Source organism: Streptomyces sp. DH10 (genome assembly GCF_029813805.1).
Taxonomy (GTDB): Bacteria; Actinomycetota; Actinomycetes; order Streptomycetales; family Streptomycetaceae; genus Streptomyces; species Streptomyces coeruleofuscus.
Map to the genome: position 1 here is coordinate 390,685 of NZ_JARVKU010000004.1, position 22,530 is coordinate 413,214.

The following is a 22,530-nucleotide window of genomic DNA, read 5'->3' on the forward strand; positions in this document are numbered from 1 at the left end:
CCCAGGGAACCCTCATGACAGAGCAGCAGCTGCCCGCGTGGGCCGACCCGTCCGTCTCCCCCGCCGCCCTCGATCCCCAGGGTGTCTCCCGCCGCGGGCTCCTGCGCCGCGCGGGCCTGTTCGGCGCCGCGTTCGCCCTGGGCTCTTCGGCGACCCCGGCCCTGGCCGCCGGCGGCGACAGACGGCTGGGCGGCGAGGACCCCCGCCTCGCCTACCTCGTCGGCGACCACCACGTCCACTCCGTCTACAGCCACGACGCCAAGTACACGTTCTCCCAGCTGGCCGCCGCGGGCGCGAAGTACGGCCTGGACTGGATGGTGTTCACCGAGCACTCCAACTTCGGGCACGCCGACTTCGGCGCAGCCCTGGAGCACAAGGAGATTCTCGAGGCGCGTGCCGACAACCCGCGTCAGCTGATCTTCCAGGGACTGGAGTGGTACATCCCGGCGGCCGAGCACTGCACGGTGTTCACCGCTCCCGGACCGAACGAGGTCGACCTGCTGACCCGGTTCGAGCGCGCCTACGACGGCAAGCTGCTCGGCTACGACAAGGGCGGCCCCGCCGACGCGGACACCGCCCGCAACGAGGCGCACGCCGTCAAGGCGCTCAAGTGGCTGGCGCAGCAGCGCCGTTCGGGCTACGTCGACGACGTGCTGGTCCTCGCCAACCACCCCCTGCGCCTCGGCATCGACTCCCCGCACGAGATGCGCAACTGGCGGGACGCGGCGCCCGGGATCATGATCGGCATGGAGGGCGCGCCGGGTGCCCAGGGCGCGGCCATCCCCGGCTGGCGCGGCGCCACGTCGATCCGCGGCGAGTACGAGAACAAGCCGTCCGCGCAGTCCTGGCCTGGCTACCCGGCGGACGCCTACCTGACGTACGGCGGCTTCGACTGGGCGACCGCCACCGTCGGCGGCCTGTGGGACTCCATGCTCGCCGAGGGGCGGCTGTTCTCGGTCACCACCAACTCCGACGCCCACCGGATCGTCTTCGACACCTGGAAGAACGGCGACTGGCAGCCCGGCCAGACCTTCGACAGCACCGGGAAGCTGCCCGACCCCGTGAACACGGACACCCCGCAGCCGGGCAGCGACTTCTGGCCCGGGCAGTTCAGCCGTACGCACGTGGGCGTGACCCGCTACGGCTACCGGGCGGTCATGGCGGGTCTGCGCGCGGGCCGGGTCTGGCTCGACCACGGGCATCTGCTCGACGGGCTCGACGTCCGGCTGAAGCGGGACGGCGACCGGGGCCGGGGCGTGACGCTCGGCGGCCGGCTGCGGGTCCGCAAGGGCGAGCGGCTCACCCTGGACGTCACCGTGACGACCGCCTCGCGGCCCAACCCGCAGGGCATCCTGCCCGAGTTGGCGCACGTGGACGTCATCCGCGGCGCGGTGCGCGGCCCGGTCGCCGACCGCGACACCTGGAAGGCCCCCTACACCCGCGTCGTCCGCTCGCAGGACGTCTCCGGCCGCACGGGGACCTACACGCTGCGCATCCCGCTGACCGCGGGCGAGGAATCCTTCTACGTCCGGCTGCGCGGCAGCGACGGCAATCGCAACGGCACCGGCTACCTCGGCGCCTCGGTCGACCCGCACGGGCCGGTTCCGCACGCGCCCGGGGACGGTGACCCGTGGGCGGATACGTGGTTCTATTCGAACCCGGTATTCGTCGACGTGGAAGGTGCCTGATCTGATGAGACGTCAACTTCTCGCCGCCACCGCCTTATTAGGTGCCTTCACGCTGGGTGCCGGCACGGCCTCGGCCGCCGGTGCCCCGCAGTGGGCCGAGACCGGCACGGCGTACACCGACACCCTCGGCGGCGGGCAGGGCCTGGCCAGCCGCGCGGACGGCTCCCTGCTGTACCGCGGGTTGGCCTCCATCCCGCTGGACCTGCGGGTCAAGGGCTGGAACCACATAGGCGACCCGGACATCGCGCGCGGCCACGTCTTCGACGCCTACCAGGGATCGGACACGGCCACGTCCAAGATGTTCGCGGTCACCACCCCGGCCGGGAAGCGCTACGAGTACGTCCACCCGCTGAACCCGGGCGAGAAGCTGAACAACTCCTTCGCGACCGTCTCGCCCGACGGTCAGTGGCTGGTGTCGGGCGAGTGGGGCACGCAGAACCGGCTCCAGGTCTTCCCGGCGCCCCTGCTGAACCCCTCCACCCCGCCCACCGGCGGCGAGCTGAAGGAGGCGGGGCAGATCACCCTGGACAAGCCCGTGCGCGACATCCAGGGCTGCGACTTCGTCACCGGCACCCGCCTGCTGTGCGCCTCGAACGACGCCTCGGGCGCCCTCTTCCCCCAGACCCGGCCGCTGCTCCAGGTCGACCTGCCCCGCAAGCCGGACGGGCAGCCGGTCACCGGCACGGTGACGAGTCTCTTCGCGCTGCCGCAGCGAAGCGTGTGCACGGGTGCCTTCGAGACGGAGGGCGTCGACTACGACACGAACAGCGGCACCCTGAGGACGCAGATGATCCCGCCGGGCGTGTGCGCCGTGACGACGGCCGTCCACGCGTACCAGCAGGTCACCGACTGATCGGGCGGAGGTACGGTGGGCCGCGTGACCGGTGAAGAGTCGCTGCGGCCCCAGTCCCTCATGCTGACGTTCCTGGGTGACCAGGTGCTCGGGCGCGACGTGTGCGTGTACTCGGGCAGCGTCATCGACCTGTTCGCCCGCGCCGGGATCGGCGAGCAGGCGACCCGCTCGACGCTGACCCGCATGGTCAACCGCGACCTGCTGCGCCGCCAGCGCGAGGGCCGCCGGATGTACTTCGGGCTGACCGGGCGTTCGGAGGCCGTGCTGCGCGACGGCGAGCGGCGCATCTGGCAGACCGGTGCCGTCAACCGGCACTGGGACGGCACCTGGACCCTGCTCGGGTTCTCCCTGCCCGAGTCCTGGCAGCGCCAGCGCCACGACCTGCGCTCCCAGCTGACCTGGAGCGGCTTCGGCCCGCTGTTCAACGGCCTGTGGATCGCGCCGGGCGAGGTCGACGTGTCGGCGCTGGTGGCCGAGCTCGGCCTGTCCGCCCATGTGAAGGTCTTCCGCGCACACGCCGACACCGGGACGGACATCGGCCAGATGATCGAGGAGACGTGGGAGCTGTCGGACCTGGCCGGGCGCTACGAGGCGTTCGTACGGCGCTGGCAGCCGTGGGAGGACGAGCTGCCGCACCCCGACGACGGGCTCGTGCTGCGGCTGCGGCTCCAGACCGAGTGGCTGCGGATCGTCCGGCGCGATCCGCGCCTGCCCGTCAAGCACCTGCCGGACGACTGGCCGGCGGAACAGGCCGAGAAGACGTTCCGGGCGGTGCACGACCGGCTCTCACCGCTCGCGCGTGACGCCTCGGAACGCCTGCTCGACCTGGTGCCCGCGCGGCCTCAGGCGTAGCACGCCGTCTCAGTGTGTTCAGGCGTAGAACCGCGACAGGCTCTGGAGCACCGCGGCCGGCTTGGCGCCGCCCTCGATCTCGATGGCGCCGTCGACGGTGATCTGCACGCCGCCCGGCACCTCCTCGACCTCGGCGAGTTTCGCCGTCAGCCGGATGCGGGAGCCGACCTTCACCGGGGAGGGGAAACGCACCTTGTTGAGGCCGTAGTTGACCTTCGTCGTCACGCCCTGGACGTCCAGGAGCTCGGTGAACAGCGGGATGAAGAGGGAGAGCGTGAGGTAGCCGTGCGCGATGGGGGCGCCGAAGGGGCCCTCCTTGGCCTTCTCGGGGTCGACGTGGATCCACTGGTGGTCCCCGGTCGCGTCGGCGAAGGTGTCGATCCGCTCCTGCGTGACCTCGATCCACTCGCTGGTGCCGAGGTCGCTGCCCGCGAGCTTCTTCAGTTCGTCGAGGCCGTTGACGGTGATGCTCATGGAGCCGTCCTTCACTGGGAGTCGGTGCCGTAGCGCTTGCGCACACGGGATTTGAGGAGCTTCCCGGAGGCGGTGCGGGGCAGTTCGTCCGCCACCACGACCGACTTCGGGATCTTGTACTTGGCGAGGCGGCCGGCGAGCGACGCGAGCACCTCGTCCGGGTCGAGTGCGGCGCCCTCGCGGGGCACGACGACCGCGCGGGGCACCTCGCCCCACTTGTCGTCCGGCACTCCGATCACCGCGCACTCGACGATGTCCGGGTGGGCGAGGAGCTGGTCCTCGATCTCGGCGGGGTAGATGTTCTCGCCGCCGGAGATGATCATGTCCTTGAGGCGGTCGACGATGTGGACGTAGCCGTCCTCGTCGATCTGGGCGGCGTCGCCGCTGCGGAACCAGCCGTCCGCGAAGGACGCGGCCGTCTCCTCGGGCAGCCCCCAGTAGCCGGGCATGACGTGCGGGCCGCGCACCACGACCTCACCGACCTCGCCGACGTCGACCGGCGCGAGGTCGGGCCGGACGACGCGTACGTCGCTGAAGAAGTGCGGCACGCCCGCCGACCCCGCCTTGCTGACGGCGTGCTCGGCGTCCAGGAACAGCGTGCCGGGGGCGGCCTCGGTCATGCCGTAGCCCTGGAGGAAGGTCAGGCCGCGCCGCTGGTACGCCGCGATCAGCGGGGTCGGGACCGGGGAGCCGCCGCAGGTCAGGATGCGCAGCGACGACAGGTCGGCGTCCGGCCAGCGCGGATGCCGGGCCACCTGGTCGAACATGGTGGGCACGCCGAACATGAAGGTGATCCGGTGCCGTTCGATCAGGTCGAAGGTGGCGTCCGGGTCGAAGGCCTCGACCAGGACGCAGGTGCCGCCCTTCAGCAGGACCGGAAGCGTCAGCATGTTCAGGCCCGCGGTGTGGAACAGCGGGGCGGAGACCAGGGCGCGTTCGTCGGCGATCAGGTCGTGGTCGACGAGGACGTTGATCGCGTTCCAGGTGAGGTTGCCGTGGGTGAGCATCGCGCCCTTGGGGCGGCCGGTCGTCCCCGAGGTGTACATGATGATGCAGGTGTCGTCCGGGGTGACCGGTGTGTCGATGGGCTCCCGCGAGGCCGAGGCCAGCGCCTCCTCGTACTCGGCGCCCACTTCGACGTACGTACGGACGTCCGTGCTGCCCGGCAGCCCGGCGACCAGACCGGCGTGCGAGGGGCCGTAGACGAGGGCCTTGGCCCCGGAGTCGGCGAGCTGGTAGGCGATCTCGGGGCCGGCCAGCCGGATGTTGAGGGGGACGAAGACCGCGCCGAGGGTGCCGGCCGCGAACATGGTCTCCAGGTAGGCGGGGTGGTTCGGGCCGAGGTAGGCGACGCGGTCGCCGCGTCGCACGCCCCTCTCGCGCAGGGCGTGGGCGAGGCGGGTGGTGCGGTCGTACAGGCCGGCATACGTGCGGGTGATGTCGCCGTGGATCAGGGCGGTGCGGTGCGGGGTCTTGCGGGCCCGGCGTGCGGGCCATGACCCCAGTCCCTCGTTGCGCATGTCACGCCCCTTACGGTTTCGTCAGCCCGAGCAGGCGGGCGGCGTTCTCCTTGAGGATCTTCGGCTTGACCTCTTCCTTGATCGTCAGCTTGTCGAAGTCGGCGAGCCAGCGGTCGGGGGTGAGGACGGGGAAGTCGGAGCCGAAGAGGACCTTGTCCTTCAGCAGTGTGTTCGCGTACTGCACGAGCTGCGGCGGGAAGTACTTCGGCGACCAGCCGGACAGGTCGATGTGCACGCCCGGCTTGTGCGTGGCGACGGCCAGGGCCTCGTCCTGCCAGGGGAACGACGGGTGCGCCAGGATGATCTTCAGGTGCGGGAAGTCGGCGGCGACGTCGTCCACGTGCAGCGGGTTGGAGTACTTGAGCCTGATCCCGCCCCCGCCGGGCACGCCGGCTCCGATGCCGGTCTGGCCGGTGTGGAACAGGGCGATCGTGCCGGTCTCCTCGATGACCTCGTACAGGTCGTACGCCACCGACCGGTCGTTGGGGAAGAAGCCCTGGATGCTGGGGTGGAACTTGAAGCCCTTCACCCCGTACTCCTCGACCAGGCGCCGGGCCTGCTTCACCCCCGCCTTCCCGCGGAAGGGGTCGATGGAGGCGAAGGGGATGAGGACGTCGGCGTTGGCGGCGGCGGCCTCGGCGACCTCCTCGTTGGGGACGGGCGCCGTGCCGGTGGCGGACTCGGCGTCGACCGTGAAGATCACGGCGGCCATCTTCCGCTCGCGGTAGTACGCGGCGGTCTCCTCCAGTGTCGGCTTCCGCTTGCCCTCGACCTTGAAGTAGGCCGAGGAGGCGTCGTGCAGGTCGTCGTCCAGAGAGGAGTGGCCCTTGGAGGAGACCTCCGCATGGGTGTGGACGTCGATCGCGACAAGGTCGTTCAGGTCCATCACGCCTCCGGGAACTTCGGCGCCGGGATGCCGACCGACTCGAGTTCGGCACCGACCGAGGTGGGCCATGCGTCCGCCAGCGCGCCGGGGGTCCAGCCGCCGTCGGCGTACGCCGCCCTGATCTCCTGCGGGTGCGACCAGAGTGCCACCTTGTCGCCGCCGATGCCGATGCACTGACCGGTCACGCCGCGCGCGGCTTCGGAGGCCAGGAACGGGACCAGGGCGGCGCAGTCCTCGGGGGTGCCGAAGCCCTCGCCCTTGCGCAGGAAGTCCGGCAGCGGCTCGCCGCTGCGCATGGCCTCGATGTACGGGGCGAACGCCGGGATGGTCTCGGTCATCGCGGTCGCGGCGACCGGCACGATCGCGTTGACGGTGATGTTCGCGCGGCCCAGCTCCATGGACCAGGTGCGGGCCATCGCCGCGATGCCGGCCTTGGCGGCGGCGTAGTTCGTCTGGCCGAAGTTGCCGCGCTGCCCGGCCGGGGAGCCGACCAGGATCAGCGAGCCGCCCTCGCCCTGCTCGCGCATCCGGACGGCGGCGGCGCGGGCGCAGGTGAAGGTGCCCTTGAGATGGGTGGTGATCACTGCGTCGAAGTCGTCGTCGGTCATCTTCCACAGCACCTTGTCGCGGAGGATGCCGGCGTTGGTGACGAGGACGTCCAGCCGGCCGAACTCCTCGGCCGCGCGGGCGACCAGCCGGTCCGCCGCCTCGGCCGTACCGACCGGGATCACCTCCGCCACGGCCTTGCCGCCCGCCTCGGTGATGGACTTCACGGCCGCCTCGGCCACCGCCTCGTCGACGTCGTTGACGACCACGGAGGCGCCGTGGGCGGCCAGGGCGTGGGCGTAGGCGAGGCCGAGGCCCCGCCCGCTTCCGGTGACGACGGCGGCCTTGCCGGTGAGATCGATGGTGGGCACGGGTGAGTCCCTTCGCATGGGTGCGGCTACGAGTCGCATGGGGTGGGGCTGCAAGTCGCACGGGGTGCGGCTACGAGATCGAAGCTAAGAGCAATAATTGTTGACGTCAATAGTTGTTGATGACCCGCGGGTGCGAGATGCTGGAATCCTCAGCAAGCACCGAGCACAGGGAGCCCGTCATCACACGCCAGAACGTCACCCCGAAACCCATCGACGCCCAGGAGCCGTGGATGCGCGGGCTGCACGCCGACACGGGCTATCTGCTGTACCGCCTGGGCCTGCGCTCGGGGCAGCTCTTCAACGCCTGCCTCCAGGAGTCGGGCCTGCGCCTGCGCCACTACGCGGTGCTGCGCTTCCTCGCCACCTCGGAGGGCGCCCTCCAGCGCGAGCTGAGCACGCGGCTCGGCTACGACCCGAGCGCGATCGTCGGCCTGGTCGACGACCTGGAGAAGCAGGGCTTCGCCGAGCGCCGCCCCTCCCCCGACGACCGCCGCAGCCGGATCGTCGCGCTGACCGGGAAGGGCCGCGCGTTCCTGCGCGACACCGACGAGGCCGGCCAGCGGGTGACGAACGAACTCCTGGGCCCGCTTGAGCCGGCCGACCGGGAGGCGCTGCACGGGCTGCTGCTGCGGATCGCCGGGGACGGACTCAACTGATGTTGTGCAAATGATTGACGGCTGCACGATGGATGCATAACTTCATCGGCCAACCGAGACCCGTCCCCAGGGAGCTCCCGTGCAGCCATCCCCGTCTGCCGCTCATCCATCCCCCGATTCGCGGCAGTTGCGCCGCGTGGCCGTCTCCGGCCTGCTCGGAACGGCCGTCGAGTTCTACGACTTCCTCGTCTACGGCACGGTCGCCGCGCTCGTCTTCGGCGAGCTGTTCTTCCCCCGGGCCGACCCGGCGGTCGGCACCATCGCGGCGCTCGGCACCTTCGCCGCCGGCTATCTCGCCCGCCCGCTCGGCGGCATCCTCTTCGGCCACTTCGGCGACCGGATCGGCCGCAAGTCGATGATGCTGCTGACCATGGTCCTGATGGGCTGCGGCAGCTTCCTCATCGGCCTGCTGCCGACGTACGACGCGATCGGCGTCTGGGCCCCGATCCTGCTGGTCGCCCTGCGCGTGGTGCAGGGCATCGCGATCGGCGGCGAGTGGGGCGGCGCGATGCTCATGGTCGTCGAGCACGCCGAGCACACGCAGGGTTCCCGGCGCGGCCTGTGGTCCAGCTTCACCCAGCTCGGCGCCCCGCTCGGTTCCGTGCTGTCGGCCGGTGTGGTCACCCTCGTCGCCGGCCTGCCCGACGACGAGTTCCGCTCCTGGGGCTGGCGGGTGCCGTTCCTGCTGAGCATCGTGCTGCTGGCCGTCGGGCTGTTCGTGCGCCTCAAGGTCGCCGAGAGCCCGCTGTTCACCCAGGTCAAGCGGCAGCCGGTGGACAAGCCGCCGATCGTCGAGGTGCTGCGCCGCCCGAAGCCCGTGCTGCTGGCCGCGTGCGTCGGCATCGGCGCGTTCACCGCCCAGTCGCTGCTGACGAGCTTCATGATCTCCTACGCCGTCGACGAGGGGTACACCCGCCCGCAGGTGCTGACCGCCGTGACCCTCGCTTCCTGCGTGGCCCTCGTCGTCCTGCCCCTCGCGTCCGCACTGTCGGACCGGGTCGGCCGCCGGCCCGTCGTGCTCGCCGGAGCGGTCGCCTCGGCCGCGCTCGCCTTTCCCGTCCTGGCCCTGGTCGACTCCGGCTCGCCCGGACTGCTGATCCTCGCCCTCGCCCTCGGTCACGGTGTCGCCCAGTCCACGATGTACGGGCCGCTCGGCGCCCTGCTCACCGAGATGTTCGGCACCCGCGTCCGCTACACCGGCGCATCCCTCGGCTACCAGGCGGCCACCCTGGTCGGCGCCGGGTTCTCCCCGCTCATCGCCGGCAGCCTCCTCGCCTCGTACGGCGGCGGGAGCACGCCCGTCTCGCTGCTGCTGTGCGCGGGCGCGGCGATCACCGCCGTCACCGTGTGGCGACTGCGCGAGACGCACACCGACGCCCTGGACTCCCCCGCCACCGCCGCCCCCACCCTGGAAGGGACCCCGCGTTGAGGATCCGCCTCGCCTTACTGACCGCCTGCCTGTCCGTGGCGACGGCACTGCCGGCGCAGGCCGCCGCCACGGACACGCACCTGGAGGGCCGGCTCCCCTCCGGCGCCGCGTACGTGATGGACGTCCCCGCGTCCTGGAACGGCACGGTGCTGCTGTACAGCCACGGCTACGCCCCGGCCGGAGCCCCCAATCCGGCCCAGAACACCCCGGGTGCGGCCGCCCGGGACAAGCTGCTGGCCGAGGGCTACGCCCTGATCGGCTCCTCCTACGCGACGAACGGCTGGGCCGTCACCGAGGCGGTGCCCGACCAGCTCGCCACGCTGGACCTGTTCACCGAGAGGTTCGGGGCGGCGCGGCGGACGCTCGCCTGGGGCACCTCGTACGGCGGCTTCGTCACCACGATGCTCGCCGAACGGCACGCCGGCCGGTTCGACGGCTCGCTGTCGATGTGCGGGCTGGTGCAGGGCGGCGTCGCCAACTGGAACAGCACCCTGGACCCGGTGTTCGCGCTGCGCACGCTCCTCGCGCCGGACTCCGGAATCCGGCTCGCGGGCTTCGCCGGCCAGACGGAGGCGGTGGCGGCCGGGAAGGCGCTCACCACGAAGGTCGACGCCGCGCAGCGGACCCCGGAGGGCCGGGCCCGGATCGCCCTCGCCGCCGCCCTGCACGGCATCCCCGGCTACAACGACGCCTCGCAGACCGAGCCGGGCCCCACGGACTGGGAAACCCAGCAGGCCAACCAGTACACCGCCGTCCGGGGCCTGCTCCAGATGCCCGCGTTCAGCTGGCGGCAGGAGGCCGAGAGCCGGGCGGGCGGCAACCCGTCGTGGAACACCGGTGTCGACTACACGGCCATGCTCGCCCGCTCCCCGCTGTACAAAGAGGTGAAGGAGCTCTACAAGGAGGCGGGATTGTCCTTGCGTACCGACCTCTCGGCCCTGGGCCGAGCGCCCCGGGTGTCCGCCGATCCGCCGGCCGTACGGTGGATGCGGAACACCAGCGTGCTCTCCGGCCGGCTCGCCGACCCCCAGCTCAACATCCACACGACCGGTGACGCGCTGATACCGGTGCAGGCGCAGAGCGCCTACCGGCGGGCGGCGACCGCGGCCGGCTCCGCACCGCTGTTCCGCCAGGCCTACGTCGACGCCCCCGGCCACTGCACGTTCACCCCCGGCGAGACGCTGGCCGCCCTGCGCACCCTGGAACACCGCCTGGACACGGGCCGCTGGGACACCTCGCCGGCCGCCCTCAACACCCGTGCGACAGCGGCCGAACCGACGGCCGAGCCCCGCTACGTCCGGTACCGGCCGGCCGCCTACCCCCGCCCCTACGACCTCGCCCATCCGGGAGACACCCGGCCATGACCGCTCTGCCCCGAGCCCTCGGTTCCACCGGCACCGGGGGCGCCCCCACCGCGACCGACCGGTTGCTGTCCGTCCTCGCGGCCTTCGACCACGAGCACCCGGCCCTGTGCCTGACGGACATCAGCCGGCGGGCCGGGCTGAGCCTGACCACCGCGCACCGGCTGGTGAGCGCGCTCACCGGGTGGGGAGCCCTGGAACGGGACGAGTCCGGTGTCTACCACGTCGGGCTCCGGCTGTGGGAGATCGCCGCACTGGCGCCGCGCGGCCTCGCCCTGCGGCAGATCGCACTGCCGTACCTGGAGGACCTGTACGAGGCGACGCACGAGAACGTACAGCTGGCCGTGCGGGACGGCTCGGACGTCGTCTACATCGAGTGGCTCTCGGGGCGTTCGGCGGTCGGCGTGCACATCCGCGTCGGCGCGCGCTGGCCGCTGCACGCCACCGGGGTGGGGCTCGCCCTGCTGGCCCACGGGGACCCGGAGTTCCGGGAGGCGTACTGCGCGGGCGAACTCGCCTCCTTCACACCGCACACGATCACCGACCCGGCGCGGCTGCGGCGGGAACTCGCCGAGGTGCGCCGGACCGGCGTCGCGGTGAGCGACCGGCAGATCACCGAGGACGCCCTGTCGGTCGCCGCGCCGGTGCGCACGGCGGACGGCTCGGTGTCCGCCGCCGTGTCCATCGTGGTGCCGCACGCCGACGCCCAGGTGCCGGTGCTGGTCCCGGCGGTACGGGTGGCGGCGCGCGGCATCTCACGGGCCCTGGGGTGGCAGCCGGTACGGACCTGAAGCGGCGGGTTCAGCAGGTGCCCGGCATCCGTTTCCCGGGCGAAGCGGCCGGTGACACTCAGGCCACGCAGAACTCGTTGCCCTCCGGGTCCCGCAGGACGACGCCGTAGTAGTCCATGTCCGGCTCGTCCATGACGCGCAGCACCGTCGCGCCGGCCGCGGTCAGCCGGTCCACCTTGCCCCTGACTCTCCCCGTGCGCTCCGGCAGGGGAACACCTCTCCCACCGCCGACCTTCAGGTCGAGATGCACCCGGTTCTTGACGGTCTTGCCCTCCGGCACCTGCTGGAACCAGACGCGGGGTCCCTGCCCCTCCGGGTCGACGATCGACTCGGGGGTCTCCCCCACTCCCTCGGTCAGTTCCTCCTCAGGCACCCCCATGTCCGCCCAGTAGGCCCGCCATGTGGGGTGCCCGCCGGGGGGCGGTTCGGGCACGTAGCCGAGGGCCTCGGTCCAGAAGGTCACGAGCTTCGCCGGGTCGGCGCAGTCGATGGTCAGCTGCAAGGTGACGTCCATGCCGTGAGCATCGCAGCAGGGTCTGACAACGGCCCCTGGGGCAACCGTCGCGGCCCGCCGGAAGTCGAACCCCGCGGAGCTCCACGACGCCTGAGACGGGGGAATCGGCGATGGTGCGGTCGGGAAGGCCTCAACGGCCGGGAAACTCTCAGCGGCCGGGAAGGTCCCAACGGTGGGCAAGGTGGCTGGCGCGTCACACCGGGTGGCAGCACGCACTGCGGCTGCTTCTCCTGCTCGTCCTCGCGGGGCTGACCGGCCTCGTCCTCGCCTGGGCCGGGCTTCCCGAATGGACCTTGGCGGTGGGCATCGTCCTGCTTCTGATCGTCGACGACGTACTGCACTGGTACGTCAAGAAGTGGGGCACCGGCCCGAAGGCGCGGCCGGCCGGGGACGACGGCAGCCCTTGACGACCGGTGTCTCCGGCAGGCCCCCAACACCGGGGCCGACAGAGCCCGTTCAGGACCTGCACTCATCAGCCGCTCCGCACTTTTCCCGGCTTTACCTCTTGACGACCCGCGTGGCGTGGAGCACATTGACGACACTCTGAGAGCGCTCTCAACCTCCCCGCACCCGTACCCGAGAGGCATCCCCACATGAGTGACACCTCCGGCAGACCCCCCACACGGCGCCCCTTGCGGCGGGCACTCGTCGCCGTCGTCAGCGCACTCGGCCTCGCCGCGGTCGCCGCCACCGCTGCGACTCCCTCCGCGAGCGCCTCCGCGCCGCCGCCCCCGTCGGGCTGGCACCAGGTCTTCCTCGACGACTTCAACGGCCCGGCCGGCAGCGGCGTCAACACCTCGAACTGGCAGTACGCGACCGGCAAGGGCTACCCGGGCGGCCCCGCCAACTGGGGCACCGGCGAGATCGAGACGATGACGAGCAGCCCGGACAACGTCTCGCTCGACGGCAACGGCAACCTCCGCATCACTCCCCGTCGGGACGGCGCCGGCAACTGGACCTCCGGCCGCATCGAGACCAACCGCGCCGACTTCCAGCCCCCGGCCGGCGGCAAGCTCCGCGTGGAGTCGCGCATCCAGGTGCCGAACGTCACGGGAGCCGCGGCCAAGGGCTACTGGCCCGCGTTCTGGATGCTCGGCGCCCCCTACCGCGGCAACTACTGGAACTGGCCGGCGGTCGGCGAGCTGGACATCATGGAGAACACCCAGGGCCAGAACACGGTGTTCGCGACGATGCACTGCGGCACTGCGCCGGGCGGCCCCTGCAACGAGAACAGCGGCATCGGCAGTTCGACCACCTGCCAGGGCACGACCTGCCAGGCCGGCTTCCACACCTACCGGATGGAGTGGGACCGCTCGACGAGCGTCGAGGAGATCCGCTTCTACCTCGACGGCGTCAACTTCCATACAGTGCGCGCCAACCAGGTGGACGCGACGACCTGGCGCAACGCCACGGACCACGGCTTCTTCATCATCCTGAACGTCGCGATGGGCGGCGGCTTCCCGGACGCGTTCGGCGGCGGCCCGGACGCGGGGACGCAGCCCGGCCACCCGATGGTCGTCGACTACGTCCAGGTGCTGTCGTCCGGGGGCGGCACCACACCTCCCCCGACCGGCAACCGGGATGCCTATTCCACCATTCAGGCCGAGTCCTACGACGGCCAGTCCGGCGTGATGACGGAGACGACGTCGGACTCCGGCGGCGGCCAGAACGTCGGCTCGCTGGCCAACGGGGACTGGCTGCACTTCAAGGGCGTGAACTTCGGCTCCAGCGCGGCCCGGCAGTTCAGCGCCCGGGTCGCGAGCGGCGCGGCGGGCGGCGTCAGCGGACTGGTCGAGGTGCGGCTGGACAGCCGGAGCAACGCGCCCATCGGGAGTTTCGCGGTGGGCGGCACCGGCGGCTGGCAGTCGTGGCGGACCGTTCCGGCGAACATCAGCTCCGTGACGGGCACGCACGACGTGTATCTGACCTTCACCAGCGGACAGCCGGCGGACTTCGTGAACGTCAACTGGTTCACGTTCGGGCACTGACGATCCCCGGCAGGGGGCTCCACGCGCGCGTGGGGCCCCTTTTCGCTGCCCGGCCTCCGTAACGTCAGCGCAGTTCCGCCCGGAACGCCGCCGGCGTCTGGTCCGTGTGCTGGTGGAAGAACTTGGAGAAGTTCGCGGCGTCGGGGAAGCCGACCGCCGCGCCGACCCGGCCGATCGGCAGATCGGTGTGGGCGAGGAGGCGTTTGGCCTCCAGGACCACGCGCTTGTCGATGAAGGCCTTGGGGGTGTCGCCGGTCGCGGCGCGGACCGCGCGGACCAGGGTGCGGCGGGAGTAGCCGAGCGCGTCGGCGTAGGCGCTGACGCTGTGATTGGTGGCGAAGTCCTTCTCCACGGCCTCCCGGAAGAGGGTGAAGGTGGAGTCGGACTGCTGTCGTACGGACTCCGCCGTACTGGCGGCGAGATGGGCGAGCCGCAGCAGGAACGCCGTCAGCGAGTGGCGCAGGACGGCGGTGTGCAAGCTCAGCGGCAGCGTGGCCGTGTCCTCGTACTCGCGTCGCAGCTGGCCGAGCGCGTTGCGCAGACCGGCGAGTTGGGCCTCGTCGGGGCGCAGCAGCGGCGGCAGGTCGTAGCGGTAGAGGCCGGTGGCCTCCACGGTCGCGCGGGGGAGGAAGCCGGGCTGCATGGTCAGCACGGTTCCGCGGTACTCGCTCGTGCGGGAGAAGCGGTGGACCTGCCCCGGGCGGATCCACAGCAGGTCCCCGGCCGCGGCCTCGTACTCGGTGAAGTCGACCATGTGCCGGACCGGGCCCTCGCCGAACAGCAGCACGACGTGGAAGTCGATGCGGTGCACGCGCTCCAGGGGCGCGTCGGCGTGCCAGGTGCGGCCGGTGCCCATCGGGCCGACCTGCATGCCGACGCCGCCGACGCTCAGCTCGACCGGGAAGGGGAACGTTCTGATCCCGTCGCCGCCTTGGATGCTTCTGTCCGCCATGTCCGCCTCGTACCGCCCCGCTCGCGTGCCGCGCTGCCTCTGGGTGTCCCACTTTCACCACAGGCTGGCACACCGCGACCTTCCGCCGAAAAAGTCAGACTTTTAGTTTTGAACACGTCAGACCAGCCACTTCGTTCCTATCGAGGATTTCTTGAAGATGAGCACGCAGACAGCGGACCGCTTCGAATGGACCGAACTCGACCGGCGTGCCGTCGACACCGCCCGTCTACTGGCGGCCGATGCCGTCCAGCGGGTCGGAAACGGCCATCCCGGCACCGCGATGAGCCTGGCACCGGCCGCCTACACGATCTTTCAGAAGGTGATGCGGCACGACCCGGCCGATCCGGAGTGGACCGGCCGTGACCGCTTCGTCCTCTCCCCCGGCCACACGTCGCTGACCCTCTACACGCAGCTGTACCTGGCGGGCTACGAGCTGGAGCTGGACGACCTGAAGGCGCTCCGCACGCACGGCTCGAAGACGCCCGGGCATCCCGAGTACGGGCACACCGCCGGCGTGGAGACCACCACCGGCCCGCTCGGCCAGGGCGTCGCGAACGCGGTCGGCATGGCGATGGCGGCCCGCTACGAGCGCGGCGTGTTCGACCCGGACGCGCCTGAGGGCGAGTCGCCCTTCGACCACACCGTCTGGGCGATCGTCTCCGACGGCGACCTCCAGGAGGGCGTCTCCGCCGAGGCCTCCTCGCTGGCCGGCCACCAGAAGCTCGGCAACCTGGTCTTCCTCTACGACGACAACCACATCTCCATCGAGGGCGACACCGCGACCGCGTTCTCCGAGGACGTGCTGAAGCGGTACGAGGCGTACGGCTGGCACGTGCAGCGGATCGAGCCGCGGGAGGACGGCGATGTCGACGTGCACGCGCTGTACGCGGCGCTGAAGGAGGCTCAGGCCGAGACCGGGCGCCCCTCGATCATCGCGATGCGCACCATCATCGCCTGGCCCGCCCCGAACGCGCGGAACACCGAGGCCTCCCACGGCTCGGCGCTCGGCGAGGACGAGGTCGCCGCCACCAAGCGCCTCCTCGGCTTCGACCCGGACAAGACCTTCGAGGTCGCCGACGAGGTGCTGGCGCACACCCGCGAGGCCCTGGACCGGGGCGCCGAGGCGCACACCGCCTGGGACAAGCGGATCGCCGCCTGGCGCGGCGAGAACCCGGAGCGCGCCGCCACCTTCGACCGGGTCAGCAAGGGCGAGCTGCCCGCGGGCTGGGAGGACGCCCTGCCGGTCTTCGAGCCGGGCAAGGCGGTCGCCACCCGCGCCGCGTCCGGCAAGGTGCTCCAGGCCCTCGGCGCGGTCGTCCCCGAGCTGTGGGGCGGCTCGGCCGACCTGGCCGGTTCGAACAACACCACCATCGACAAGACGTCGTCCTTCCTGCCGCAGGGCAACCCGCTGCCGGAGGCCGACCCCTACGGCCGCACGATCCACTTCGGCATCCGCGAGTTCTCCATGGCCGCGGAGATGAACGGCATCGCGCTGCACGGCAACACGCGCATCTACGGCGGCACCTTCCTGGTGTTCTCCGACTACATGCGCAACGCCGTCCGGATGTCGGCCCTGATGCAGCTGCCGGTGACGTACGTGTGGACGCACGACTCCATCGGCCTGGGCGAGGACGGTCCGACCCACCAGCCGGTCGAGCACCTGGCCGCGCTGCGCGCCATCCCGGGCCTGAACGTCGTACGCCCGGCCGACGCCAACGAGACCGCGCTCGCCTGGGCCGAGATCCTCCGGCGGCACACCACCGACCCGGCCCCGCACGGCCTCGCGCTCACCCGCCAGGGCGTGCCCACGTACGAGCCGAACGCGGACGTGGCCCGCGGCGGTTACGTGCGGGCCGAGGCGGAAGGCGGCGAGCCGCAGGTGATCCTGATCGCCACCGGCTCCGAGGTGCACGTCGCGGTCGAGGCGCGTGAGCACCTCCAGGCGGCGGGCGTGCCCACGCGGGTCGTGTCGATGCCGTCCGTGGAGTGGTTCGAGGAGCAGCCCCGCGCGTACCGCGAGAGCGTCCTGCCGCCGTCGGTGAAGGCCCGGGTCGCGGTCGAGGCCGGTATCGGCCTGACCTGGCACCGGTTCGTGGGGGACGCGGGACGCATCGTCTCCCTGGAGCACTTCGGCGCCTCCGCCGACGCGAAGACCCTGTTCGCCGAGTACGGCTTCACCCCCGAGAACGTCGTCGCCGCCGCCCGCGAGTCCCTGACCGCGGCTCGTGGCTGAGACCGCCCGAAAGAAGATGATCACTGTGACCGAAGCGACCGCGAGCGCGGGAGCACTCAAGCGCCTGTCCGACGAGGGCGTGTCGATCTGGCTGGACGACCTGTCCCGCCGGCGGATCGAGTCCGGCAGTCTGGCCGGGCTCGTGGCGGCGGGGAACGTCGTCGGCGTCACCACCAACCCGTCCATCTTCCAGGCCGCCATCGGCTCCGGCGAGGGCTACGAGGAGCAGCTCGCCGACCTGGCGGTGCGGGGCGTCACCGTCGACGAGGCCGTCCGGATGATGACGACGGCCGACGTTCGGGCCGCCGCCGACATCCTGCGGCCGGTGTACGACGCCACCGGCGGACGGGACGGCCGGGTGTCCATCGAGGTCGACCCGCGGCTGGCCCACGACACGGCGGCGACCGTCGCCGAGGCCCGGCAGCTGGCCTGGCTGGTGGACCGCCCCAACGTGATGATCAAGATCCCGGCGACGATGGCCGGTCTGCCGGCGATCACCGAGGTGATCGGCGCGGGCATCAGCGTGAACGTGACGCTGATCTTCTCGCTGGAGCGCTACCGCGAGGTGATGGACGCCTACATCGCCGGTCTGGAGAAGGCGCAGGCGGCCGGTCTCGACCTGTCGGCCATCCACTCGGTCGCGTCCTTCTTCGTCTCCCGTGTCGACTCCGAGATCGACAAGCGGCTGACGCTGCTGGGCACGGACGAGGCCCTCGCCCTGAAGGGCAGGGCGGCCCTGGCCAACGCGCGGCTGGCCTACGAGGCGTACGAACAGGTATTCGCCGGGCCGCGCTGGCAGGCCCTGGGCGGTGCCCGTGCGAACCGGCAGCGCCCCCTTTGGGCCTCCACCGGTGTGAAGGACCCCGCTTACAAGGACACCCTGTACGTGGACGAACTGGTCGCCCCCGGCACGGTCAACACCATGCCGGAGGCCACGCTGAACGCCGTCGCCGACCACGGTGACGTCCAGGGCGACACCGTCACCGGCGGTTACGCCCAGGCGCGCGCCGACCTGGCGGCCGTCGAGCGGCTCGGCATTTCGTACGACGAGGTGGTGCGGCAACTGGAGGACGAAGGCGTCGCCAAGTTCGAGGTGGCCTGGCAGGACCTGCTGGACGCGGTCACCAAGTCCTTGAACAGCAAGGGAGTTGACGCGGAATGACTGAGGGCATCCCCCAGACGGCCGAGCAGGAGACCATCGGAACCAAGGAGGACAAGGAGGCCCGGGCGGCGCAGGAGGCCGCCGGGGTCGAGCAGACGGGGGTGAGCGGCCGGGCCGCACCGCGCCCGGAGTACGCCGGCACCGACTTCACCAATCCGCTGCGCGACCCGCGCGACCGCCGTCTGCCCAGGATCGCGGGGCCGTCCGGGCTCGTCATCTTCGGTGTGACCGGTGACCTGTCCCGCAAGAAGCTGATGCCGGCCGTGTACGACCTGGCCAACCGCGGCCTGCTGCCGCCGGGCTTCTCGCTGGTCGGTTTCGCCCGCCGGGACTGGGAGGACCAGGACTTCGCGCAGGTCGTGCACGACGCGGTCCGCGAGCACGCGCGCACCCCGTTCCGCGAGGAGGTCTGGCAGCAGCTCGCCGAGGGCATGCGGTTCATCCCGGGCGACTTCGACGACGACACGGCCTTCAAACAGCTGCGCTCCGCCGTCGAGGAGCTGGACGCCTCCCGGGGCACCAGCGGCAACTACGCCTTCTACCTCTCGGTGCCGCCGAAGTTCTTTCCCAAGGTCGTCCAGCAGCTGAAGAAGCACAAGCTGGCCGACGCCCAGGAGGGCTCCTGGCGCCGCGCGGTCATCGAGAAGCCGTTCGGACACGACCTCGACAGCGCCTGCGAGCTGAACGCGATCGTGCACGACGTGTTCGACCCGGAGCAGGTCTTCCGCATCGACCACTACCTCGGCAAGGAGACCGTCCAGAACATCCTGGCGCTGCGCTTCGCCAACCAGATGTTCGAGCCGATCTGGAACCGGTCGTACGTCGACCACGTGCAGATCACCATGGCCGAGGACATCGGCATCGGCGGCCGCGCCGGATACTACGACGGCATCGGCGCCGCCCGTGACGTCATCCAGAACCACCTCCTGCAGCTGATGGCGCTCACCGCGATGGAGGAACCCGCCGCGTTCGACGCGGCGTCGCTGCTCACCGAGAAGCTGAAGGTGCTGCGGGCCGTGCGGCTGCCGGAGGACCTGGGCAGGCACACCGTGCGCGGGCAGTACGCGGCGGCCTGGCAGGGCGGCACGAAGGTCCGCGGCTATCTGGAGGAGGAGGGCATCGACCAGGCCTCCTCGACCGACACCTACGCCGCGATCAAGCTCCAGGTGGACAACCGCCGCTGGGCGGGTGTGCCGTTCTACCTGCGCACCGGCAAGCGGCTGGGCCGCCGGGTGACGGAGATCGCGGTGGTGTTCCAGCGGGCTCCGCACTCCCCGTTCGACTCCACCGCCACCGAGGAGCTGGGCTCCAACGCGATCGTCATCCGCGTCCAGCCGGACGAGGGCATGACGGTGCGGTTCGGCTCCAAGGTGCCGGGTACGTCGATGGAGATCCGGGACGTGACGATGGACTTCGCCTACGGCGAGTCGTTCACCGAATCGAGCCCCGAGGCGTACGAACGGCTCATCCTGGACGTCCTCCTGGGCGACGCCAACCTGTTCCCCCGTCACCAGGAAGTGGAAGAGTCCTGGAAGATCCTCGACCCGATCGAGCAGTACTGGGCCACGCACGGCCGGCCCGCGCAGTACGTCTCGGGCAGTTGGGGACCCGCGGAAGCCGACGAGATGCTCGCACGAGACGGACGGAGCTGGCGCAGGCCATGAAGATCGACCTGACCGACACCACGGCAAGCAAGATCAACAAGGCGCTGGTGCAGGGCCGCCGCGCCATCGGCACGCCCGCCGTGGGCATGGTCCTGACGATGGTGATCGTCACGGACGAGGAGAACGCCTACGACGCGATCAGGGCGGCCGAGGAGGCCTCGCACGAGCATCCCTCGCGCACCCTGGTCGTCATCAAGCGGCACGCCCGCACCCCGCGCGACCGCACCCAGTCCCGGCTGGACGCCGAGGTCCGGGTCGGCGCGGACGCGGGCACCGGTGAGACGGTGATCCTGCGGACCTACGGCGAGGTGTCCGACCACGCCGACTCGGTGGTGCTGCCGCTGCTGCTGCCGGACGCGCCGGTGGTGGTGTGGTGGCCGGTGGACGCCCCCGAGGTGCCCTCGAAGGACCCGCTCGGGGCGCTGGCCCAGCGGCGGATCACCGACCTGTACGCCGTCGAGGACCCCCTCGCGACCCTGGAGGCCCGGGTCCGCTCCTACGCGCCCGGCGACACCGACCTCGCGTGGACCCGGCTGACGCCCTGGCGTTCGATGCTGGCGGCGGCGCTGGACCAGGCCCGGGCCCGGGTCACCTCGGCGGCCGTGGAGGCCGAGGCCGAGAACCCGGCCGCCGAGCTGCTGGCCCGCTGGCTGGAGGCGCGGCTGCACGTCCAGGTCGACCGGGTGGTCACCGCCGGGCCGGTCGTGACGGCCGTCCGCCTGGGCACGGAGAACGGCGAGATCCTCATCGACCGCCCCGAGGGACCGCTGGCCACGCTGACCCTGCCGGGCCAGCCCTCCCGCACGCTCGCGCTGAAGGTCCGTGCCACCTCCGAACTCATCGCCGAGGAGCTGCGGCGCCTCGACGCGGACGAGATGTACGCCATCGCCCTGAACGGCGAGGCAACCGAGGAGACCCCTGCTCATGTCTGACTCCCCCTCCGGTTCCCCCGGCCTCACGCGGCGGCCCGAGTGGACCGCCCTGGAGGACCACCGCAAGGACGCCCTGCCGCAGCCGGACCTGCGCGAGCTGTTCGCGACGGACCCGGGACGCGCCGAGCGCTACGTCGTGCACGTCGGCGACCTGCGCATCGACTACTCCAAGCACCTGGTCACCGACGAGACGCTGGCCCTGCTCCAGGAGCTGGCCACCGCCACCGACGTGTTCGGGCAGCGCGACGCCATGTTCCGCGGCGAGAGGATCAACGTCACCGAGGACCGGGCCGTGCTGCACACCGCGCTGCGCGCCCCGCGGGACGCGGTGGTCGAGGTCGACGGCGAGAACGTCGTCCCCGGTGTCCACGCCGTGCTCGACAAGATGTCCGACTTCGCGAACCGGGTGCGCTCCGGGGAGTGGACCGGGCACACCGGCAAGCGGATCCGGAACGTCGTCAACATCGGCATCGGCGGCTCGGACCTGGGCCCGGCGATGGCCTACGACGCACTGCGGCCGTTCACCGCCCGGGAGCTGACGTTCCGCTTCGTGTCGAACGTGGACGGCTCCGACCTCCACGAGGCCATCCGGGACCTGGACCCGGCGGAGACCCTGTTCATCGTCGCGTCCAAGACCTTCACCACGATCGAGACGATCACCAACGCGACCTCGGCGCGCTCCTGGCTCCTGAAGGGGCTCGGAGGCGACGAGAAGGCGGTGGCCAAGCACTTCGTGGCGCTGTCCACGAACGCCGAGAAGGTCGCCGACTTCGGTATCGACGTCGACAACATGTTCGAGTTCTGGGACTGGGTCGGCGGCCGCTACTCGTACGACTCCGCGATCGGCCTGTCCCTGATGATCGCGATCGGCCCGGACCGCTTCCGGGAGATGCTCGACGGCTTCCGCATCGTCGACGAGCACTTCCGCAACGCCCCCGCCGAGGCCAACGCCCCGCTCCTCATGGGCCTGCTCGGCATCTGGTACGGCAACTTCCACGGCGCCCAGTCGCACGCCGTCCTGCCGTACAGCCACTACCTGTCGAAGTTCACCGCCTACCTCCAGCAGCTCGACATGGAGTCCAACGGCAAGTCGGTGGACCGCGACGGCCGTCCCGTTCAGTGGCAGACGGGTCCGGTGGTGTGGGGCACGCCCGGCACCAACGGGCAGCACGCCTACTACCAGTTGATCCACCAGGGCACCAAGCTCATCCCGGCGGACTTCATCGGCTTCGCGCGGCCCGTCGCCGAGCTGGGCGACGAACTGAAGGCGCAGCACGACCTGCTGATGGCCAACCTGTTCGCGCAGGGGCAGGCGCTCGCCTTCGGCAAGACCGCCGAGGAGGTGCGGGCCGAGGGCGTGCCCGAGGAGCAGGTGCCGCACCGCACGTTCCAGGGCAACCGCCCCACCACGACGATCCTGGCCACCGACCTGACCCCGTCGGTCCTCGGCCAGCTGGTCGCCCTCTACGAGCACAAGGTGTTCGTGCAGGGCGCGGTCTGGAACATCGACTCCTTCGACCAGTGGGGCGTCGAGCTCGGCAAGGTGCTCGCCAAGCGCGTCGAGCCCGCCCTGACCGAGGGCGCTGACGTCCCCGGTCTCGATCCGTCCACGGCCGCGCTGGTGGCCGCCTACCGCAATCTTCGGGAAGTGAACTGAC

19 protein-coding genes are annotated in these 22,530 nt (G+C 71.2%); 13 read left to right on the forward strand and 6 right to left on the reverse strand.

The genetic code is table 11. The features are described from left to right. The first annotated feature begins 14 nt into the window (after positions 1–14). Genes QC385_RS11250 through QC385_RS11260 form a run of 3 tightly spaced genes read left to right on the forward strand, consistent with a single transcriptional unit; the run spans position 15 to position 3,393 of the window. Positions 15–1,688: a PHP domain-containing protein gene (locus QC385_RS11250; RefSeq protein WP_279541116.1), complete on the forward strand. Its 1,674-nt coding sequence runs from the start codon at positions 15–17 to the stop codon at positions 1,686–1,688. Between the two features lie 4 nt (positions 1,689–1,692). Continuing rightward, positions 1,693–2,541: a hypothetical protein gene (locus tag QC385_RS11255; protein WP_279541117.1), complete on the forward strand. Its 849-nt coding sequence runs from the start codon at positions 1,693–1,695 to the stop codon at positions 2,539–2,541. 24 nt (positions 2,542–2,565) lie between these two features. Further along, entirely contained in the window at positions 2,566–3,393 is an 828-nt protein-coding gene (locus QC385_RS11260) for a PaaX family transcriptional regulator (RefSeq protein ID WP_279541118.1), read from the forward strand. Positions 3,394–3,411: 18 nt separating this feature from the next. Here the strand turns inward: QC385_RS11260 and QC385_RS11265 are convergent, their stop codons facing one another. Genes QC385_RS11265 through QC385_RS11280 form a run of 4 tightly spaced genes read right to left on the reverse strand, consistent with a single transcriptional unit; the run spans position 3,412 to position 7,190 of the window. Then, on the reverse strand, positions 3,412–3,867 hold the full coding sequence (locus QC385_RS11265; RefSeq protein ID WP_086854653.1) for a MaoC family dehydratase: 456 nt from the start codon (positions 3,865–3,867) through the stop codon (positions 3,412–3,414). A gap of 11 nt (positions 3,868–3,878) precedes the next feature. Beyond that, the gene (locus QC385_RS11270; RefSeq protein ID WP_279541119.1) at positions 3,879–5,387 is read right to left on the reverse strand and encodes an acyl-CoA synthetase; all 1,509 of its coding nucleotides are present in this window, start codon (positions 5,385–5,387) and stop codon (positions 3,879–3,881) included. Between the two features lie 10 nt (positions 5,388–5,397). Continuing rightward, complete coding sequence (locus QC385_RS11275; protein ID WP_279541120.1) at positions 5,398–6,273, reverse strand: amidohydrolase family protein; 876 nt, start codon at positions 6,271–6,273, stop codon at positions 5,398–5,400. Further along, complete coding sequence (locus QC385_RS11280) at positions 6,273–7,190, reverse strand: SDR family NAD(P)-dependent oxidoreductase (protein ID WP_279541121.1); 918 nt, start codon at positions 7,188–7,190, stop codon at positions 6,273–6,275. Before QC385_RS11280 ends, QC385_RS11275 begins: the two co-directional genes overlap by 1 nt. Positions 7,191–7,420: 230 nt before the next feature. On the opposite strand from QC385_RS11280, the gene QC385_RS11285 reads away from it, so the two are divergent. The 4 genes from QC385_RS11285 to QC385_RS11300 all read left to right on the forward strand — a co-directional run bounded on the left by QC385_RS11285 (position 7,421) and on the right by QC385_RS11300 (position 11,427). Then, entirely contained in the window at positions 7,421–7,846 is a 426-nt protein-coding gene (locus tag QC385_RS11285; protein ID WP_443032884.1) for a MarR family winged helix-turn-helix transcriptional regulator, read from the forward strand. Between the two features lie 136 nt (positions 7,847–7,982). Next, positions 7,983–9,275, forward strand: a complete 1,293-nt coding sequence (locus QC385_RS11290; protein ID WP_279541123.1) for an MFS transporter — start codon at positions 7,983–7,985, stop codon at positions 9,273–9,275. After that, positions 9,272–10,639, forward strand: coding sequence for an alpha/beta hydrolase family protein (locus QC385_RS11295; RefSeq protein ID WP_279541124.1), 1,368 nt, complete (start codon positions 9,272–9,274; stop codon positions 10,637–10,639). The genes QC385_RS11290 and QC385_RS11295 overlap by 4 nt, the downstream gene beginning before the upstream one ends. Next, positions 10,636–11,427: an IclR family transcriptional regulator gene (locus tag QC385_RS11300; RefSeq protein WP_279541125.1), complete on the forward strand. Its 792-nt coding sequence runs from the start codon at positions 10,636–10,638 to the stop codon at positions 11,425–11,427. The genes QC385_RS11295 and QC385_RS11300 overlap by 4 nt, the downstream gene beginning before the upstream one ends. A gap of 58 nt (positions 11,428–11,485) precedes the next feature. Here the strand turns inward: QC385_RS11300 and QC385_RS11305 are convergent, their stop codons facing one another. Next, positions 11,486–11,941: a VOC family protein gene (locus QC385_RS11305; protein WP_279541126.1), complete on the reverse strand. Its 456-nt coding sequence runs from the start codon at positions 11,939–11,941 to the stop codon at positions 11,486–11,488. Between the two features lie 593 nt (positions 11,942–12,534). Here QC385_RS11305 and QC385_RS11310 point away from each other — a divergent pair. Continuing rightward, the gene (locus tag QC385_RS11310; RefSeq protein ID WP_279541127.1) at positions 12,535–13,929 is read left to right on the forward strand and encodes a glycoside hydrolase family 16 protein; all 1,395 of its coding nucleotides are present in this window, start codon (positions 12,535–12,537) and stop codon (positions 13,927–13,929) included. A gap of 64 nt (positions 13,930–13,993) precedes the next feature. On the opposite strand, the gene QC385_RS11315 is transcribed toward QC385_RS11310, so the two are convergent. Beyond that, positions 13,994–14,881, reverse strand: a complete 888-nt coding sequence (locus QC385_RS11315) for a helix-turn-helix domain-containing protein (RefSeq protein WP_279541128.1) — start codon at positions 14,879–14,881, stop codon at positions 13,994–13,996. Between the two features lie 157 nt (positions 14,882–15,038). On the opposite strand from QC385_RS11315, the gene tkt reads away from it, so the two are divergent. The 5 genes from tkt to pgi are packed head-to-tail and all read left to right on the forward strand — an operon-like array spanning position 15,039 to position 22,529. Further along, positions 15,039–17,114 carry a transketolase gene (gene tkt / locus QC385_RS11320; RefSeq protein ID WP_279541129.1) on the forward strand — a complete coding sequence of 692 codons (2,076 nt, stop codon included), beginning with the start codon at positions 15,039–15,041 and terminating at the stop codon, positions 17,112–17,114. 16 nt (positions 17,115–17,130) lie between these two features. After that, positions 17,131–18,276 carry a transaldolase gene (gene tal / locus QC385_RS11325; protein ID WP_279541130.1) on the forward strand — a complete coding sequence of 382 codons (1,146 nt, stop codon included), beginning with the start codon at positions 17,131–17,133 and terminating at the stop codon, positions 18,274–18,276. Continuing rightward, positions 18,273–19,940 carry a glucose-6-phosphate dehydrogenase gene (zwf, locus tag QC385_RS11330; protein WP_279541131.1) on the forward strand — a complete coding sequence of 556 codons (1,668 nt, stop codon included), beginning with the start codon at positions 18,273–18,275 and terminating at the stop codon, positions 19,938–19,940. The genes tal and zwf overlap by 4 nt, the downstream gene beginning before the upstream one ends. Continuing rightward, entirely contained in the window at positions 19,937–20,872 is a 936-nt protein-coding gene (gene opcA, locus QC385_RS11335) for a glucose-6-phosphate dehydrogenase assembly protein OpcA (RefSeq protein WP_279541132.1), read from the forward strand. Before zwf ends, opcA begins: the two co-directional genes overlap by 4 nt. Beyond that, positions 20,865–22,529, forward strand: coding sequence for a glucose-6-phosphate isomerase (gene pgi, locus QC385_RS11340; protein WP_279541133.1), 1,665 nt, complete (start codon positions 20,865–20,867; stop codon positions 22,527–22,529). Before opcA ends, pgi begins: the two co-directional genes overlap by 8 nt. Position 22,530: the final 1 nt, after the last annotated feature.